Below are 15,695 nucleotides of genomic sequence, written 5' to 3'. Positions count from 1 at the left end.
ATGTTATGGCCCACAAGTCGAATATACCATCATTGACACACTATTGTCAATATTTCCATGTAAGCGAATTCATAATTTTTAAATCGCCTCAAAAACTACCTTTTAGCATCAAAAAAGAGGCTGTCTCCGCCGCCGTATGCCGAGTCATATCTTGCCTGAGAACGGCGCCCCTGCTGGATTTTATCCCATTGCTGCCTCGCCTCGTCACGGAGAGTAACCATTCTAGCAACGATGACGGACTCCATGGAAATTAAACGGTCCGCTTCCAGGCGCAGCACGGCCATTTGCTCCATAGGAAGTTCCATTTGTTCCAGTTCCTTGAACAGTTCTTCTCGCTGCCGCATATATTCGTCGAACTGCTCCAGGTCGGCATTGTCCAACCGCTCAACCAAATTAGACGACAGTTGAATGAGTCGCTGTAAAAGAGCTTCCATTAGCTTGTCCCGCCATCTGATTGACTTGTTTGGCCGCTTCCACCCATGTTGCCTTCAGATCAAGCAAGTGCTCAAGCACTTCCTCGGCCGGTTCGGCGTTCTTCTGGGTATTCGCTTCGATAAGCCGTTGTTTGAAGTAATCGTAAAGCAGCAGCAGGCTTTCCGATACCGGGTTCGAGCGATCCAGCGTAATAATGAACTCGCTAATAATATCCTGTGTCTTCATCAGACTCGTATGTGCATCCGCATTCCGCTGCTCTTTAATCGCCTCAATGCCTTGACGGCAGAAGCGAATCGCCCCGTCATAAAGCATAATAAGCAAAGCAGCCGGATTAGCCGTTTGAACCGAGGTCTGCATGTATGGATTGCGCGGTTGGTATTGCATAGTTTAGCCTCCTGAATTAAGCAGCGATGCCAGGCTCGTGCTCCGAGAGTTCATCTGACTGATGTATTTTTCCATCTGAGTAAACTGAGCATAATAACGGTCTTCCATGTCAGCCAACCGGGTTTGTAGAGTTGAGATCTGCTTGTCTAAGTCGAGTGACTCTTTACCCAGTAAATAAGTATTTTTAACGGATGTGGTCGCTCCTGCTTTTTCAACGATCTGGCTGAAAATCGCACTTGCCTGATTATACAAACGAGTAGCAATCCCATCCCCTGCAGGGGTCTTATCATCTTTATCGTCAGTCGTAAATAAAGACATCACTTCATCCGGTTTCTCGGAAAGCATCTGTTTGAGTTTGGTTTCATCGATATAAAGCTTACCTTTGTCCATATAGCTGCCGCTAATCGATGTACCACTAATTAAAGAGCTGGATATCCCGATATCGGATAAGCTTTTTAATGTTCCGGAAGCTAGACCACTAACGGATGAAGACAAGGCATCTCTCATTTTATACAAGCTGCTGCTCAGAATGGAATCATTCGCAAGCATACCGCTCTTTGCTTTATCTTCCCATTGCTTAATCTGATCGTCAGTCATTTCTTTCTTCTGAGCGTCGGTCAGCGGAGCAAAATTGCGGTATTTCTCCTCAGTTAGCTCCGAGTTAATGGAACTGATCAGCTCGTTGTACTTATCCACGAAAGTTTTAATCTTGTTAAAGACGGAATCCGTGTCCTGCGTAACATTAACGTTTGTTACATCGGCGCCTTCCGCCTTTGCTGTAATGCTAAGGCCAGCTATTGTAAAGGTGTTTGAATCGTATTCACCGGCTACGCCATTAAACAATACTTTAGCGTTCTGGCCTGCTTTATAAATGGATGGCCCAGCATCTACAGGCGTAGCACCAGTCAACCCCAAAGCATCCAATACTTCTGTAGCAGAACCCGTATTGAAATCAATTGCTTTGCTTTTATCCGGGTTGTCAATCGCCAGGTAGCCATCCTTATTCAAGGATACCGAGACTCCGGTATTCTTCAGCGAATCATTCATCTTCGCAACCAAATCTCCAACTTTTGTTGTGGCGGTAATATCAAACTTATATTCTTGACCACTAATTGTAAGAGAAATGGATTTACCTGCTAAGGAAGCTAATGAAGTATCAGATGCCAGCTTAACATTGCCTGTCGTGGTTGCAGCTGTTGTTGATGTAGAGAGGTTTAAGATCTGTCCAATATCCGCACCTCTCAGATCAATATCTGCACTTGTGCCTGTTTTAGTAGATGAGAAGAACATTGTTTTCAGGGTAGAGTCGTAAGCTACTTTTACCCCTGTTTTTACAGATTCCGCATTGATCTTATTGGCAAGATCCTGGTAAGTATCTGAGCTCTTAAGCTCAATATTTACGCCATTGACGGTTATCGTCGTATCCTTACCAATTGCAGCTCCTGATAAAGTTCCGCTTTTCAATGACGCTGCCTTTGCCAACTGCTGAACTTGCAAAGTGTACGACCCTTCGATCGCCGTTGCTGAGCCTGTTACCGTTGCTACACTCGTATTAGAAGAGGATGCCGTTTTCGTTAAGTAACCGGATTGCAGCTTCATGTCGAATGCAGCATTTTTGAAATCCAGTATCTTGTTGTTCAGCGTCCGATAATCATCTTGCTTCCACTGGTTAATCTGTTTCTTCTGGTTGAGCTTATCAAGTGGCACACGCTGGGCATCCATGATCTGTTTAATCATGCTTTCATAGTCCATGCCAGATGCTAAACCGGTTACACGTAAAGTCACTTTAATCCCTCCTGATCATTACCTTTTCTCGTCAACAATTAAACCTGCCATTTCCCATAGCTTTGCAATAAAATCAAGCGACTTCTCTGGAGGGATTTCGCGCAATACTTCCCCCGTTTCCTTGTCCTTGACCTTCACCGCAACAAGATGGGTTTGCTTATGCACATCAAACTGCAGTTCTGTTGGTCTTCCCCGCATAGCTTTAACAGCCTGCTCGATATTTTTGAATAACTGCTGCTCTCCAACGCTGATCTTCTCGCCTTGCATCTCAGCCAGTTTCACATCTTCAAAGCTTGTATAGGTACGTGTTCCTTGAACAGCCGCTTCCATCTGTACCGAAGTTTCCGCATACGCTTCTTTGCTAGGAATACTCTTTGGTGCTTCGGATGCCGAAATTCGTTCCGATGGAAAATTCGATCCTGAGATAGATAGATTTGAACTCATCCGAATTTTCCTCCTGCCAGATTGATGTTACCTATTATATCGGCATATTAAAAAGCGATTATTATAGGTACATTGCAAGTAAACCCTATTAAAAAAGAGACCTTAGTCGCCTAAGGTCTCTCTTTATTCCGTAATGGTTAAAAATTAACGGAGAAGTTGAAGTACGCCTTGCGGCTGTTGGTTCGCTTGAGCAAGCATAGCTTGAGCAGCTTGTGCAAGGATCGAGTTCTTCGTTTGCTCCATCATTTCTTTCGCCATGTCAACGTCACGGATACGGGATTCGGCAGCAGTCAGGTTCTCGGAAGCTGTACCCAGGTTGTTGATCGTGTGCTCCAGACGGTTTTGAACAGCACCAAGTTTGGAACGTTCGCCGGATACGGAGCTAATAGCCGAGTCCAAAACTTTAATTGCGGAAGAAGCGCCTTCTTTGGTCGAGATATTAAGAGCAGCTTCGGATTTCACGTCGTTAGTTCCGTTAGTAACGGAGTTAGCAGTAGTGAAGCCAGCTTGACCAGCGTTACCAGTGATACCGAGTGCAGCGGAACGCATGTCAGCGATTGTCAAGGACATCGATTGGCCGGAGTTTGCACCGATCTGGAATTTAGTGGAGAAGCCAGAGCCTTGAGCGCCAGGTCCAACTACTTGTTCGATGTTACCAACAGCTTCAAGGTCACCAGGTGTACCTGAAGTACCTGTGAATCCAACAGCAGTTAGAGGAGCACCAGTTCCATTTTCGAGTTTAATATCTTTTCCATTTTCGGAAATAAACTGAATTTTATTATCATCCGAAACAGAAGCCGTTACTTTGCCATCAAGGCCAGCTTTTTGCAATGCTGCGTTCAGATCTTTTACCAGATCAGCTGTCGCTGCTTTTGCAATATTAGCGTCAGTGTTACTAGTGTCGTAAGTTTTAGCGTTAGGTCCCAGATTAATTTCAACCGCGCTATCCGTACCAACAGTAACCTTAAATGTGGAATTAGCGGCAATTGTAACATCTGTGCCGTCTACAGCTGTGGAACCTTCAAGACCATGACGCTCAACAGTTGTTGGTGTACCTTTAACTTCCGTACCAGTCGCTGCTGCGTTAGCGAAACCTAACATTACAGCTGCATCGTCGTCATCTGCAGTAATAGTAATGCTGCTTGTATCGCCTTTAGATTTAGCTGTGAAAGTAAGTGCTGTACCGTTGTCTTTAATGTCAACGAGATCAGACAATTTAACTCCGCCAGCAGTTACATTTTTCAATTGGTCGATTAATTGATCTTTAGTGATAGCTGTAGCAGGGGGGCCAGCTACGCTGAAATCTTTATCGAGTACAGATGTAATATCAAATGTAGTACCATCAACTTTAATTGTTGCAGAAGTAAGTCCCGTAACATCAGCATTACCAGCGAAAGTAGTAGCACCAACAATTTCAGCGCTCTTAGCTTGAGTAATTTTCGAACCATCGTTCGAAGCGATACCGCCATTCAGCAATTTTTGAGTATTGAACTCAGTTGTATTGCCGATACGGTTGATTTCGGAAGTCAATTGGTTCATTTCGTCTTGCAGAGCCGAGCGGTCAGTATCCGTATTCGTACCGTTCGCGGATTGTGTAGCCAGCTCGCGCATACGTTGCAGGATGCTATGAGTTTCGTTCAAAGCGCCCTCAGCCGTTTGGATCAAAGAGATACCGTCTTGACCGTTTTTAGCAGCCATGTCCAGACCGCGGATTTGGCCACGCATTTTTTCGGAAATTGCCAGACCAGCTGCATCGTCACCTGCACGGTTGATACGAAGACCGGAAGACAGTTTTTCCATGGATTTGCTTTGTGCTGCAGAAGCGCTGTTCAGCGAGCTCAAAGTGTTAAGAGCTGCAATGTTGTGATTAATACGCATTGTTATTTCCTCCCTGAATGTCTGTTAGTTCCGCATCCTTGCGGAAGCTTACGGTGAAAGGGTCGGCCGCCCCTCCCCCGCGCTTATTAATTATATCGACAGCATTCGAGGAATTTTATAGAGGAAAAACAAAAATTTCTATTTTTAATTTTATTTGTTTCGATTCTGTTTAAGCAGCTGGACTACATCATTTAAAGACTGCAGGCTGCTCACCGCTTCACGGTTAGAAGATTGTATATTGGCATAGAGCTCTTTGCGTAATATTTCTATATCCTTAGGAGCTCGGATGCCAATTTTCACATTGTCACCTTCGACACCAAGCACAACGACTTCAATATTTCCACCGATCATAATCGACTCATCTATCTTTCGGGATAATACAAGCATGTCGTTCCTCCTTAGGCTTGATATAAAGGGGCTCTTGAACTAAAGGCATGGTCATGAATGATGTGCTGCTTGCCGCGATTTGTTGACTTGTTCAGAACGATCGGCGCAAGTAGGTTTATCGTCGATTTCATAGGATCCGGATTTAACGTAATGATCGACCAGACCTCTACATCCTTTTCGTCGGTTAGGCTTAATTCTTGTATGACCGACTCCGGTAAATCCCATTCATATTCATTATAAAAGAAAAAGGGGTTGGCAATAAGAAACGTGATATTCTCATCCTCAACGGATTGCATCAGCCTTACCGGTAATTCTCCCTCTACTTCAGACAATGTAAATTGTTGCAGGTGTTCAAAGCCCGGTATTCCGTTATCAAACTGGTATGTAGTCAATCGAATCCCCTCTTCGTCTACAAGATAAAAAAGAAAACTACAGACCTCGTATATAAGGCATATACGTTGAAGGCCTATAGTTTATTAAACCTAATTCTATGAGACTTGTAAAATCACCGCTACAGAAAGGTATCTATGCTTGGCGGTGTAATCTGCACGGATGCATATTGACGCATGTAGATTTCTGCTTTGCCCGGCGTATATTCATGAATAGGACGATTAGGTGTGACATTCAAGTCAACACCGCCCTGCTCAACGGATATCTGTACTTTGCCCGGTGTAAAAGATACATCTACATTATCAATAGAAGCCGGCCCTGTAACGGGCATCGACGGCCCTTCGATCTGCCAGTCTTTCGACAGGCTTGCGACTGGATTATTCTTTACATGTGCAAGATCCGCCAGCTGCCGCCCTTCTTCCATCCGACGGGCTACACCCTGAAGCGCAATTTCTTTGGCTTGCGAATAAATTCTACTCGATACTTCCAGGTTGTTAGCTAATCCTAATGCATCCCATGCCCTATCCTGATTAACTTCCAGAACACCCATAGGCTGCTCAATAGACAGCTTCGCTGGAATCTGCCGCATATCGACGGAAGCCTGCGGCTGCTCAATACGTTGCTCCGCAGGTCTTACCTGGATCCCTATTAAGGCTGGCTGCTGATGAATTTGAATCTGACCAATCGCCATTAGAACCCTTCCTATCTCAAGAAGTCTACAAGGCTAGGCTGAATGATTTTAGCACCTGCGGATAATGACGCTTGATAAACGTTCTCCAAGGTGGTGATATTTGTAATAGCTTGTGCCATATCGACATCTTCTACTTTTTGCTGCATCTGCTGGAGATTAACATCCACATCCGACAGTCTGCCTTGTACAATTTCCACACGGTTAACACGCGCGCCAATCTGAGCTCTTGCCGTCAGCATGGTGTTCATTCGCGTATCAATCTGACCGAGCAGACTTGTTAACCCTTCCTGATCACCTGAACCCAACATATCATAGGCACGATGCATAAGCTGGAACAAGTTATCACTTGTTGTATCGGACTCATTACTAACCGGGTCTCCAAAAACATCATTTCCGGTAATGTTTACTTCCATTGTCATGCCCGGTGACAGCTCATAATTGATGCTTCCGGTATCGGTCTGGCTGCTGAATGCTTTTAGTTGAGGAGGATCAGCCAAGGGATCAGTCACCTGATCCAATCCGATTGTAGAATATGGTTTAACACTTGTCTGTTCGCCATTAAACATCTGTTTTCCGTTAAACTGGCTGTTTCCGATTTCAACCATTTGATTGTACAACTGCGAAACCTCTGTCTGAATAGCTGTGAGACTTGTTTGTTCGAGCGTACCATTTGCGCCTTTAACGATCAATTCACGAAACCGTTGAACGATATCCGTTGCCTGACCAATGGTAGTATCCATATATTCCAATGATGACAAAGCCGCATCTGCGTTATCTGTATATTGATCATTAGAAGCAATCTCACCGCGATACCGCAAAGCAAAAGTAATACCAACTGGATCATCTGAAGGCTTATTGATTGCTTTCCCGGTAGAAAGTTGGTTTTGCAGCTTATTCATACTGTTCATGTTGTTTGTAATGTTGCTAAGCATTTGAGAAGACATCATTGTTTGCGTTACGCGCAATGCCACGTGGCTGCACCTCCGGCTCTATCTATTAGATTACAGGCCGACACGGCCCATGCTGTTGATGATACGATCAAGCGTTTCGTCGATAACGGTCATCACACGTGCAGATGCATTGTACGCATGCTGGAACTTCACGAGATCAGACATTTCTTCATCAAGCGATACCCCGCTGACAGACATCCGGCGTGAATCTACCTGCTCAACAATCGTTTTTTGATTCGACTGCAAACGTTGCGTTTCCTTGGACTGCACACCTAATTGGCCAACAACAGAGCGAAGGAATCCATTGATTGTGTTATTGTCTGTACCGTCAAAAGCAAATTTTGTATCGCGAGCCTGGGACATCAGAACTGCCATTGAATTGTTGCCTGATACAACTGATTCCGTTCCATCTGCGTTAAGAGTCACTTTCATGGAAGTTGCTAGCAATGTAGGGTCAGCTGCTATCTTCGGATTCAATTGGATATTAGCTGCGGTTAAATTATCGATATTGCCGTCAGCATCCGTGAACAGCGGTTCACCTTGCTCCCCGTTCATCGTATAGCCCAGCTGATGCAGGCCGTTCAAGCCTTGAACGGTAACTTTCAGATCCTCCGTCAGCGTGCGGTTAGCCCCTGTGTAGGTTACACCGTTAAGCACCGTACCTTCGGGCAATACCGAACCTTTAGGAATTGTGACCTCAATATCGCCATTTGCGATTGTGTTAGCCATTTGATCCAGCTGCTCTATATAACCTTGTACATATTTGTCACGCGACTGAATAGTACCGTAGATAGCGCCGTTACTTAAATCACCGTTCTCTATCGCACTTGCCATATCATCTAAAGTCAATCCTTGTGATCCTTCCGCAGTCTTACCCACAACCAAGGTCACATTGCCCATTGTAATCGTATAACCGTCGGATAAATCAGACACCTTGATATTAGCGAGACCGGATAGTTCATCTACCAGAGCATCCCTTTGATCCCGCAGGTCATTAGCATCATCGCCGATTCCTTCAATACGCTGGATTTGTCCGTTCAAGTTGGCGATTGTGCCCGAGATCGACTTGAGGTTATCAAGGTTAATTTGAGCATTTTCCGACAAATCCGTTTTCAAATCAGTAAGCTGTTTGTATGTATAGTTAAAAGCATCCATCATGGCCTTCGTCTGTTCAACAAGTACAGCCCGGCCATCCGAGCTTTCTGGTGTTTTACTTATATCCGACCAACTATTCCAAAAATTCGAGATTACCGTCTGCAGGCCCGTGTCACTTGGCTCATTTACGATGGTTTCCAACTTCTCAAGCGTATCTGCCTGGACGGTATAATTGCCGAGCCACTTGTATTCACTATGAAACTGGCTGTCCAAAAACTTGTCCCTCACCCGGGTAATTGAGCTCGCTTCCACGCCAGTACCAAGTTGTCCTGCAGCTGTGGAGTGAGAATAGCCATAGGCTTCAATTGGACGAGCTGCAGTGAAGTTAACCCGCTGCCGGGAATAGCCTACTGTATTCGCATTCGAGATATTATGACCTGTCGTATTCAGCGCGGTCTGAGTGGTGAAGATGCTTCGTTTCGCGGTCTCCAGACCATGAAATGTAGATGCCATCGTATCTTGTCCTCTCTATGCTTAAGTCTTGAGATTATAGCGACTAGCACGCTGCACGTTCATCCCTTGTACGGCGCGATGATAAGTAACCTCGTCCTCCGGCGCGCCAAGGAGCAGATCCTGGGTGAATTGCAAGTAATCCAGATTCATTCGAATCAGCTGCTGATTAAATGTATTCACATCCTGCAGTGTCTTAATCGCGGCAGACAGCTCCCGCCACATTTGCTGAAGTTCCAGCTTCTGTTCGGCATGGTAGACCATCTGAATGAGTTTCTCCATCTTTAGAGAACGCATATTGCGCAGCCCTTGTTCAACCGTATACCTTCCTACTTGAAGGAGACGGGTTTGCTCCAGATCGACAATACGCTGCACGCTTTTTCTCTCGCGACTCGTAATGAGCGATACCGCTTCAACATTTTCCGTTCGGATGGCTTCCGTCTTCTCATTGGCATGCTGGATAAGCTCACGATGAGCATCCAGCAGCTCCTGCAAAGTAAGTAAAATCTGACGGATATGTTCGTTCATCTACTCATCACCCTTCAGGTATGGAAGCAGCTTGTCAGCGATTCTCCCGGCATCAACCTTATACGTACCGGCAGACACGGATTGCTTGAGCTCTTCGATGCGTTTTTGCCGCTCAGGGCTGTTTGCTTGGGTATTGGAGAGCATTTCCTTCGCCTCCGCCGAGATCTCTACGACATCCTTCTGTTTCTTCTTATTTGCACCATCAACCCGTTGTTCCATCTGCTTCTGGTAGTAGTTGTATGCGCCGATCCGATTCGTTTCATTTATCTTCATGGATAATCACCTCTTTAGTTACACAATAGAAAAAAACCGATAACCTTTAACAGTATTATCGGTTCAGTAAGTTTGAAAATGAATAGGCCAAGTTATGGGACAAAATATTAATTTAACCTGTTTTTGTACTTATCAATGCCTTTGTAAGATACTCTCTCTTCCGAACGATGAGAAGCATTCCTTGCCTCGTCCTCGTGCATGCGCTGAGTATCCTTCAATAACCGTGCACGGCAATTGCCGCAGATATTGTTTTCCCTAATCAGTGTACCACATACTTCGCAAGGATACATAAGACTCGGGGCATTTAAGAGCGAAATCCGTCCTTCTTTAATAAACTTCGTGATTTGTTTGATCGATACACCCGTTGCCTCGTGCAGCTCGGTTATGATCGCGCCTTTATTCTCACGCAAGTACGTGGAGCACAATTCGTATTCTTTATCAATATCCCGAATACATGCAGGACAGACGTCACGAAAATTTTTCGCAAACAGCTTTCCGCACCGAGGACAATTGTCTAAATTCATCATCGTTTCCCCATTCCAGCAATCAAGAGTAGATAGGGTTTATTTTAACGGATATTGGGAGTTTTTTCACTAGTAATCTTGCAGAGGATATTATCCGCTAGGATCTCGCCCATGTCAGGGCATAAATAGCGAGAGAAATAGATGCCTGCTCATGCAGCGCAGTCGCGCAGGCCTGAATGGTACTGCCCGTGGTATAGATGTCGTCAATGAGCAGAAGACGGATAGGACGGGAGGGTGCTAAAGAGTTTGAAAGTGATGTATGCAAAAGGCCCATTGTCTCCGGCTTCGCTTGAAATAAGCGCCTCGTATCCTTCATACGTTCGGATCGGGTCTTAAAGCTTTGCTTCTCCGTATGACGCTGCCGGATGAGCAGATCATAGAGCGGAATATGATGGTATCCGGAAAGTATCGAAGCAAAACGCTCCGCCTGATTAAAGCCCCTCTCCTCTGCCCGCTCCGAGCTGACCGGCACAAAGGTAATGGCATCCCAGAAGGAGGATGAGCTGCTGACTTCATCGGGAGAAGAGGGTTGTGTGCGAAAGGCTGCTTCCTTCGTAATAGCTGCAAAAGCAGGGAGCATCATCTGGGCAAGCATATGCTCCAGCCTCTCATTGCCGCGATACTTGTATTGGGCAAGCCATTCTCTCATCTCGCTGCTGTACTGAACCGCGCTCCGATTTGCTATAAATCGGGCATCCGTCCGGCGGACACAGTCGGTACAGGTGATTCCTCTCCCGCAAATCCGGCATTTTATTGGTGTTAGCCATGGTATTGCTGCCTGGCAGGAAGAGCAAACCGATTGAATGAAGGAGGACGGCAGATAGGAGAGATAGGCTTGGAGTCCTCCTGATTTGAGAAATGACGGAGATAGGAGAGTTTTGCTTAATCCTTTTCCGCAGAAGGGACATTCGGATGAACTTGTGTTCAGCCACTGCAAAGCCTGCTGGATGTCATGTGTCGAGCGCTGAAAAAGCTGTCGGAGCAGCTGGAGCATGGTAGACCTCCTTCTTTTTTTGAGTGGAGCTTCGTGCGTATGGATGATATGGATTATGCCTCACCGCTTTAACAAGCGGCTCCAAAAGGTACGCGTGGCTGTTCCTTCTTGGATTAAGTATCCTTGCTTTCCGGCTATCCGGTTCATTCCGCGAATATGGCGGACAGCTGAGATTTGGGACCGGGAGCGCTCCCTTCCGCAAAAATAGACGAAGCCATTCGGATCATCTCCCGAACGCCCGGCCCTTCCTGCCATTTGTACGAGTGATGCCTCGTCAAACAATCGTCCGTCCGCATCGAGAATATAAACATCACTGCGCGGAATCGTCACTCCCCGCTCCAGAATAGTCGTGGTTACGAGAACCCGGATCTGGCCCTTGCGGAATCTGCTTACTTTATCCGCTCTAAGCGGATCTTGGGACGAGGTCCCTTCGACAGCTGACTGTTTGAGTACTGTCCGCAGAAGCTTGGCCATCGGTTCAACCTGTGAGATCCGCTGGACAAATAAGAATAGCTGGGCGCCTCTAGCCAGAGAGTGATTCAAAGCGGCAAGCAGTGCTCTCGGCAGACTTTTGGCCTGAAGCAGCTTGGCAACGGACGGTGTACGTATCAGCTGGGGCACAGGCAGCGGATGACGATGATAACGGACAGGTACTCTCGCATGGGGCAATTGACCACTCCTCGCTCTACGTTGAAGCTCAGTTGGCGGCGTAGCAGACAGCAGCAGCTTTGGCGCATGAGGCGCGCGGCTTTTGTCTGCCGCAAAATGCAAGATCGGATCTCCATGGTAGGGAAACGCATCAAGCTCGTCGATAATCACCAGATCAAAAGCTAGATAGAACCGCATCAGCTGATGCGTGGTTGCTAACGTTATATCGCCCGCTTCCCAGCGCTGCTCGCTGCCGCCATATAAGGTGACCACCCTTGCGTCGGGAAAAGCACGCCGAATGCGCGGGTCAAGCTCGATAACAACATCCCTTCTAGGTGTTGCAATTAAGGCTCTGCCGCCCCGGATAAGGACCGACTCGACAAGCGGAAAGATCATTTCCGTCTTGCCGGCGCCGGTGACGGCCCAGAGGAGGAATTCTTTGCTCTGCTGTGACTGGTGCGGCGCTTCGATGAATCGAAGCGCCGATCCGGTGGCGGCAGCTTGCGCGGGGCTGAGCTGCCATTTGTGCAAGTCGGCCGGAATAGAATCGGCCGGTAATGGCGGTGCAGGCATGCCAAGCACCAGCAGCTCGCATTCGCGGCTGCGCCCCATGGTGAGGCATGCCGAGCAATAGGCGCACATGCGCCCGCACGCCGCGCAAGCCGTGCGGTGCATGTGCGCTTCGCCGCTGCCGCATCGCCTGCAGCGGCACTCGCGCCGCCGCCGGCCGTTCCCGGCGGCGACAGCGCCAGTGAGGCGCAGCCAGCCTAGCAGCTGCGCTAATTGCAGTGCGCCGCCAATATCGGCGGCGGCGCCCTCAAGCAGGGCGTGCGCTTCGCTGCGAAGCAGCGCACGGCCCTGCAAGGCCGCGGCGGCCCGCTGCGCAGCGGCCGCCATGGCCTCCCGCGCGCGAGCAGCCGCGCGCGCGGAGCCCGGGCTAGAGCCGCCCGCTTCAGCGGCGGCTCGCGCCCACTGCCGGGCGGGCAGGCTGGCATCGCCTGCAGCCTGCCCGCCCGGCCCCACAAGCGCGCCAGACGCTTCGCGGCGCGCCTGCTCCACACAGGCCGCAAGCGAAGCCAGCGGCCCGCAAGCTTTGCCCGCCTCACCCCGGGCAGCTCCGGCACCTTGCCACAATTCCACGCACCGAATCGCATCGCCTAAAGGCAAGGCTTCCTCCGACAGCAGGCCTTCCTCCACCCGCTCCCCTTTTAACCTCAGCTCCACGGCTTTACTCCGTAGCTTCTCCCTACTCTTCCTTCCACTTTGCCGGCCATCCACCACCCTAGCTGCCTCCGCAAGCCCATCCTCCATCCAAAACAGCCGGTCCACCTCTGGTGCAATCGTCATCTGAGCAGACCACGCCCCTCCAATACATACTAGATATACATAAGCCTTCACCCACACCCCTCCCTGCACACGCAAAAAAGCACACCTCAATGACGCGAATCGCATCATCGGGGTGTGCTTCACTCCGTACTTTCAATTAGGTCCCATTATAGCTCAAAACGGCATTTTCGACAAATCCGAAGGATTCTGCAAATCCACAAGAATAGCCTGGTCCGGCTTACTCACAATTCCTTCGTTTGTAAGCATCCATATGAGACCTGCGGAAGAATCGTCTCGATGTGAGCGCTTACGATCTTTTAAACCTTCATCCGCAAAAACCGTAATATTCCCGTTCTCTTTCCGGAGTCGGTCTACAATCTGAGCAGTCTCGTCAGCCGAGTGACTATCTACAACCGTAAGCTGGACATCCGTCCCCATTCTGCGCGAATACGAAGAAAACTGGCGAAGAAACATCTCCATCTTCATATGCTGGTCATGGGCGACAAGAACATAATGCTTGCTTTCACGCGCCTTGTTTCTCCTAAGCCTATAAGCCACATGCACCGATGCGGCGGCCAAAGCATAACAGCCTATCACAAGGAGTAAAATCGTAATCAGGTCGGCCACCTCCTCTTTGTGACAATATATGCCGTTATGCGCCTAGTGGTTACGGACACAAGGACAAGACAGACAAAATATGCGATCGACATGCCAATTAGCCTGATGTAAAATAAATACAAATATATTTGGCGCGTGAAGCACACCGCTCTATTTCCGTTTTCTAACGGGAGAGAGTAGTGTGCTTTTTATTTTGCTAAGGAGGGATCTCGAATGCTGGAAGCTCAATATGATCAATGGTTAACTTCCCAATTTGCATCCAGTGGAGGAGAACGCAAACGAAGGCTCGAGGAGGAGCGGCATGCCGAGGATATTTTTCTGAAAAAGGTCTGGTGGCCAGCAATCGGACACTTGGAACATCTGCATGCTGAATTTGAAGTCAATGATTACAAAGACGGCCCGCGTTTTCTGGACTATGCCTATCTTCGTAAGCCCTACAAAATCTGTATCGAAATCGACGGCTACGGCCCGCATCACCGGGACACCGACCGCAGACAATTTGCTGACAACCTTATGCGACAAAATCATTTCATCCTGGACGGCTGGACGGTTATCCGTTTCTCCTACGACGATGTGAAAAACAAACCACGCCAATGCCAGCAATTCATCCAGCAGCTGTTCGGCAAACTCTTCAGTCTTGCTCCCGAGACTAACCTTACGCTGCAGCAAGATTTCTCCGAAAGAGGTTAAAACGTTGCTCCAAGTTGGTAATAAAGCTGCTCGATCACTTTTGAAGGAATTAGTTGAAAAGAAGCTCCTTGCCCCAGCCTCCAGCGGCAGCTCCCGAGTTCGTTTTTATACTCTTACCTCACAACTTCGACAGTCGTAGGCCACTCCGACGCCTTTAAGCTCCCTCAGGGACCTTAACTCCCACGCTTCCCATGCTCTCACCAAAACACAAAAAAATCCCGCGTCTACGACACGGGACTCTATTATGTACCTGTAACCAGACCTGCTCTGACTTCGGGTCGCCTGACGGCGGGCCGCTCTTCACCGGGTTCCTGCCTCTCGCATGCAGCTTTGGTCTGCCTTCGATCGAGCCCCTCGCCTCCTGTGCGCTTAGAGCGCACTTTGCGTGTGAAACTAGCTAGCCCCCGGCTACAGTGTTACCCAGCCAAATTTGATGGATTGAATAACCGCTTGCGTACGGTCGTCAACCTCCATCTTCTGCAAAATGCTGCTTACATGGTTTTTAACGGTTTTTTCGCTAATGAACAAATACTCGCCAATCATCTTATTGCTCTTGCCCTCAGCCATAAGACGCAGTACTTCCGCTTCGCGGCGTGTCAGCGGATTGTCTTCGCCCGCTACAAATTTCACTCCCGGCTCCATGCCCGCTGCAGCTCCGGAGATAACGCCCATCTCGTCCAGGTAAGTCATACGGCGCAGCTGGTTGATCAGCTTGCCTGTCACCTTCGGATGGATATAGGCATGACCGTTCACAACGGAACGGATTGCGTTAATCAGAGACTCTGCTTCCATATCCTTCAGCAGGTAGCCTGTAGCCCCTTTGCGGAGTGTCTCGAATACGTAGCTTTCATCATCGTGAATAGATAGAATAATAACTTTCACATCAGGGAAAATCGTTTTCAGTCGCTCGGTTGTTACAACACCGTTCTCGATTGGCATGTTAATATCCATGAGCACGATTTCCGGAATCGTGTGATTGCAAAACTCGAGTACTTGAATGCCGTCCCCGCATTCCCCGATTACTTCAAGATCGTCTTCCATGTTTAAAATCCGTTTAAGCCCTTCGCGGAAAAGTTGGTGATCGTCCGCAAGCAATACTTTAATCTTGCGCTTACTAGCCGGCGCTGCCTGGTTCATTCGTCATC

At 48.1% G+C, this 15,695-nt stretch carries 18 protein-coding genes; 1 reads left to right on the top strand and 17 read right to left on the bottom strand.

Annotation, left to right across the window (positions count from 1 at the left end):
- Positions 1–95: 95 nt before the first annotated feature.
- The 16 genes from BM200_RS27125 to BM200_RS27050 form a co-directional block, all read right to left on the bottom strand.
- Positions 96–434 (bottom strand): hypothetical protein, encoded by a 339-nt coding sequence (locus BM200_RS27125; protein WP_091190018.1) that lies wholly within the window; start codon positions 432–434, stop codon positions 96–98.
- Positions 394–819 (bottom strand): flagellar export chaperone FliS, encoded by a 426-nt coding sequence (fliS, locus tag BM200_RS27120; RefSeq protein WP_091190016.1) that lies wholly within the window; start codon positions 817–819, stop codon positions 394–396. Before fliS ends, BM200_RS27125 begins: the two co-directional genes overlap by 41 nt.
- 3 nt (positions 820–822) lie before the next feature.
- The gene (gene fliD, locus BM200_RS27115) at positions 823–2,604 is read right to left on the bottom strand and encodes a flagellar filament capping protein FliD (RefSeq protein ID WP_091190010.1); all 1,782 of its coding nucleotides are present in this window, start codon (positions 2,602–2,604) and stop codon (positions 823–825) included.
- 18 nt (positions 2,605–2,622) lie between these two features.
- Positions 2,623–3,048 (bottom strand): flagellar protein FlaG, encoded by a 426-nt coding sequence (locus BM200_RS27110; RefSeq protein WP_217649589.1) that lies wholly within the window; start codon positions 3,046–3,048, stop codon positions 2,623–2,625.
- A 144-nt stretch (positions 3,049–3,192) separates the two neighbouring features.
- Entirely contained in the window at positions 3,193–4,926 is a 1,734-nt protein-coding gene (locus BM200_RS27105; RefSeq protein WP_091190009.1) for a flagellin N-terminal helical domain-containing protein, read from the bottom strand.
- Positions 4,927–5,076: 150 nt separating this feature from the next.
- Positions 5,077–5,313, bottom strand: a complete 237-nt coding sequence (gene csrA / locus BM200_RS27100; protein WP_091190008.1) for a carbon storage regulator CsrA — start codon at positions 5,311–5,313, stop codon at positions 5,077–5,079.
- An 11-nt stretch (positions 5,314–5,324) separates the two neighbouring features.
- Complete coding sequence (fliW, locus tag BM200_RS27095; protein WP_091190007.1) at positions 5,325–5,705, bottom strand: flagellar assembly protein FliW; 381 nt, start codon at positions 5,703–5,705, stop codon at positions 5,325–5,327.
- Positions 5,706–5,824: 119 nt separating this feature from the next.
- Positions 5,825–6,394 carry a DUF6470 family protein gene (locus tag BM200_RS27090; protein ID WP_091190006.1) on the bottom strand — a complete coding sequence of 190 codons (570 nt, stop codon included), beginning with the start codon at positions 6,392–6,394 and terminating at the stop codon, positions 5,825–5,827.
- 11 nt (positions 6,395–6,405) lie between these two features.
- Positions 6,406–7,365, bottom strand: a complete 960-nt coding sequence (gene flgL, locus BM200_RS27085; RefSeq protein WP_091190005.1) for a flagellar hook-associated protein FlgL — start codon at positions 7,363–7,365, stop codon at positions 6,406–6,408.
- A 30-nt stretch (positions 7,366–7,395) separates the two neighbouring features.
- Positions 7,396–8,952 (bottom strand): flagellar hook-associated protein FlgK, encoded by a 1,557-nt coding sequence (gene flgK / locus BM200_RS27080; RefSeq protein WP_091190003.1) that lies wholly within the window; start codon positions 8,950–8,952, stop codon positions 7,396–7,398.
- A gap of 21 nt (positions 8,953–8,973) precedes the next feature.
- Complete coding sequence (locus BM200_RS27075) at positions 8,974–9,477, bottom strand: flagellar protein FlgN (RefSeq protein WP_091190002.1); 504 nt, start codon at positions 9,475–9,477, stop codon at positions 8,974–8,976.
- Positions 9,478–9,750 carry a flagellar biosynthesis anti-sigma factor FlgM gene (gene flgM / locus BM200_RS27070; RefSeq protein ID WP_091190000.1) on the bottom strand — a complete coding sequence of 91 codons (273 nt, stop codon included), beginning with the start codon at positions 9,748–9,750 and terminating at the stop codon, positions 9,478–9,480. It lies immediately after the preceding gene.
- Between the two features lie 107 nt (positions 9,751–9,857).
- Positions 9,858–10,274, bottom strand: a complete 417-nt coding sequence (locus BM200_RS27065; RefSeq protein WP_139230845.1) for a TIGR03826 family flagellar region protein — start codon at positions 10,272–10,274, stop codon at positions 9,858–9,860.
- A gap of 97 nt (positions 10,275–10,371) precedes the next feature.
- The gene (locus tag BM200_RS27060; RefSeq protein ID WP_091189997.1) at positions 10,372–11,268 is read right to left on the bottom strand and encodes a ComF family protein; all 897 of its coding nucleotides are present in this window, start codon (positions 11,266–11,268) and stop codon (positions 10,372–10,374) included.
- Positions 11,269–11,328: 60 nt separating this feature from the next.
- A complete protein-coding gene (locus BM200_RS27055) occupies positions 11,329–13,314 on the bottom strand; it encodes an ATP-dependent helicase ComFA (protein ID WP_091189996.1) in 1,986 nt (661 codons plus the stop codon).
- Positions 13,315–13,416: 102 nt separating this feature from the next.
- A complete protein-coding gene (locus tag BM200_RS27050) occupies positions 13,417–13,869 on the bottom strand; it encodes a hypothetical protein (protein WP_091189994.1) in 453 nt (150 codons plus the stop codon).
- 204 nt (positions 13,870–14,073) lie between these two features.
- Here BM200_RS27050 and BM200_RS27045 point away from each other — a divergent pair, with 204 nt between their 5' ends.
- The gene (locus BM200_RS27045) at positions 14,074–14,550 is read left to right on the top strand and encodes an endonuclease domain-containing protein (RefSeq protein WP_245773165.1); all 477 of its coding nucleotides are present in this window, start codon (positions 14,074–14,076) and stop codon (positions 14,548–14,550) included.
- Positions 14,551–14,958: 408 nt separating this feature from the next.
- On the opposite strand, the gene BM200_RS27040 is transcribed toward BM200_RS27045, so the two are convergent.
- Complete coding sequence (locus tag BM200_RS27040; protein WP_091189992.1) at positions 14,959–15,687, bottom strand: response regulator; 729 nt, start codon at positions 15,685–15,687, stop codon at positions 14,959–14,961.
- Between the last annotated feature and the right edge of the window lie 8 nt (positions 15,688–15,695).

Origin of the sequence: Paenibacillus catalpae, from assembly GCF_900112695.1 — a bacterium.
Taxonomy (GTDB): Bacteria; Bacillota; Bacilli; order Paenibacillales; family Paenibacillaceae; genus Pristimantibacillus; species Pristimantibacillus catalpae.
The sequence above is the reverse complement of the archived record's forward strand: the minus strand, read 5'-3'. Positions and strand labels throughout refer to the sequence as shown.

Coding starts and splice junctions, on each gene's coding strand:
- BM200_RS27125 (WP_091190018.1), bottom strand. CDS start 434: ATGGAAGCTCTTTTACAGCGACTCATTCAACTGTCGTCTAATTTGGTT.
- fliS (WP_091190016.1), bottom strand. CDS start 819: ATGCAATACCAACCGCGCAATCCATACATGCAGACCTCGGTTCAAACG.
- BM200_RS27110 (WP_217649589.1), bottom strand. CDS start 3,048: ATGAGTTCAAATCTATCTATCTCAGGATCGAATTTTCCATCGGAACGA.
- BM200_RS27105 (WP_091190009.1), bottom strand. CDS start 4,926: ATGCGTATTAATCACAACATTGCAGCTCTTAACACTTTGAGCTCGCTG.
- csrA (WP_091190008.1), bottom strand. CDS start 5,313: ATGCTTGTATTATCCCGAAAGATAGATGAGTCGATTATGATCGGTGGA.
- BM200_RS27090 (WP_091190006.1), bottom strand. CDS start 6,394: ATGGCGATTGGTCAGATTCAAATTCATCAGCAGCCAGCCTTAATAGGG.
- flgK (WP_091190003.1), bottom strand. CDS start 8,952: ATGGCATCTACATTTCATGGTCTGGAGACCGCGAAACGAAGCATCTTC.
- BM200_RS27075 (WP_091190002.1), bottom strand. CDS start 9,477: ATGAACGAACATATCCGTCAGATTTTACTTACTTTGCAGGAGCTGCTG.
- flgM (WP_091190000.1), bottom strand. CDS start 9,750: ATGAAGATAAATGAAACGAATCGGATCGGCGCATACAACTACTACCAG.
- BM200_RS27065 (WP_139230845.1), bottom strand. CDS start 10,274: ATGAATTTAGACAATTGTCCTCGGTGCGGAAAGCTGTTTGCGAAAAAT.
- BM200_RS27060 (WP_091189997.1), bottom strand. CDS start 11,268: ATGCTCCAGCTGCTCCGACAGCTTTTTCAGCGCTCGACACATGACATC.
- BM200_RS27045 (WP_245773165.1), top strand. CDS start 14,074: ATGCTGGAAGCTCAATATGATCAATGGTTAACTTCCCAATTTGCATCC.
- BM200_RS27040 (WP_091189992.1), bottom strand. CDS start 15,687: ATGAACCAGGCAGCGCCGGCTAGTAAGCGCAAGATTAAAGTATTGCTT.